The sequence below is a fragment of the Actinomycetota bacterium genome, from assembly GCA_005774595.1.
GTDB lineage: Bacteria > Actinomycetota > Coriobacteriia > Anaerosomatales > D1FN1-002 > D1FN1-002.
In genome coordinates, this window is record VAUM01000456.1 from 1 (window position 1) to 1253 (window position 1253).

At 69.4% G+C, this 1253-nt stretch carries 2 protein-coding genes; both read left to right on the top strand.

The annotated features are described in order from the left end of the window. The first annotated feature begins 86 nt into the window (after window positions 1–86). On the top strand, window positions 87–605 hold the full coding sequence (locus FDZ70_10940) for an anti-sigma regulatory factor (GenBank protein ID TLM65666.1): 519 nt from the start codon (window positions 87–89) through the stop codon (window positions 603–605). After that, entirely contained in the window at window positions 605–1180 is a 576-nt protein-coding gene (locus tag FDZ70_10945) for a hypothetical protein (protein TLM65665.1), read from the top strand. The genes FDZ70_10940 and FDZ70_10945 overlap by 1 nt, the downstream gene beginning before the upstream one ends. Window positions 1181–1253: the final 73 nt, after the last annotated feature.

Genomic DNA, 1253 nt, shown 5'->3' on the forward strand with positions numbered 1-1253 from the left:
CAATGGAATCCGGGATACGCAACTTCGTCGGCGAACCGGAGCGTCGCGAGCAGTGCATCGAGGCGATCAAGAAGGCTGTCGCCTCGATGGCGCTTGGGGGCGGGCCTGACGCAGCTGCGGCCGCAGTCGGGCTGCCCGCCCCGTTCGAGCCGAAGCCGCCCGCCGTGTCCGGCATCGCATCGGCCGCGCGGGCGCAAGAGCCCGAGTACGGCGACGGCCCCAAGCGCGTCGAGCTGCGCGAGGAGTTCGACATCGTGACCGCACGGGGAGCCACTCGCGGGATGTGCGCTGCGCTCGGGTTCCCCCCCGTCGAGCAGGTCAAGATCGCGACGATCACCTCGGAGCTCGCGCGCAACATCATCGCGTACGCGGGGCGAGGCTACGTAGAACTCGTGCCCCTGAGCGGCGAGCGCAAGGGGATCGAGATCCGTGCCGTCGACAATGGCCCCGGCATTCCCAACATCGACAGCATCATGGCCGGGGGCTACTCGTCGAACACCGGGATGGGCATAGGCCTGCTCGGTACCAAGCGCCTCATGGACGAGTTCGAACTCGACTCCGTCCCGGGCCGGGGCACGACGGTGGTCACGAGGAAGTACCGCTGATGCCCCTCGATATCGGAAGCATCTGCCGCCCGGCCTTGGGCGAGCGGATGCCCGGCGACGACTTCACCGTCGTGACACGGGCGGACGCTGTGCTCGTCGCGGTGGCCGACGGACTCGGGCACGGTGAGGGCGCGGCCTCGGCCGCGCATGCCATCACCGGACTGGTCAGGGACGAGCCCGACGGCCCGCTCGACGAGCTGATGCGCAAGCTCGGTAGTGCCGCCGCTCGCACGCGTGGCGCTGCCGTGATGCTCGTGCGGCTCGACTGGCACGCGCACCGGCTGGAGTGCTGCGGTGTCGGCAATGTCCACTTCCAGGCCGTCTCGCACAGGTCGATGCACCCCGTGTCCGCTCCGGGAGTTGTCGGCCACCGCGTCCGCAAGATCGTGCCGTACACGTTCGGGCTGCCCTCGGAGCTGCTGTTCGCCGTCGCCACCGACGGGCTGTCCAGCCGCATCCATCTCGAGAAGCACGCCGAGGGCACCGCGCAGAAGATCGCGGAGGAGTTGCTCGATCACCACGGGAAGGTCCACGACGACGCCACGTGCGTTGTCGTGCGGTACGAGGCGGACTGACGTGGTTCGCGAACGCGCAGGCGGCGTCACGCCATACGGGCAGCACCGCCACCACCACGCCCCAACGGGGGTC

Coding starts and splice junctions, on each gene's coding strand:
- FDZ70_10940 (TLM65666.1), top strand. CDS start 87: ATGGCGCTTGGGGGCGGGCCTGACGCAGCTGCGGCCGCAGTCGGGCTG.
- FDZ70_10945 (TLM65665.1), top strand. CDS start 605: ATGCCCCTCGATATCGGAAGCATCTGCCGCCCGGCCTTGGGCGAGCGG.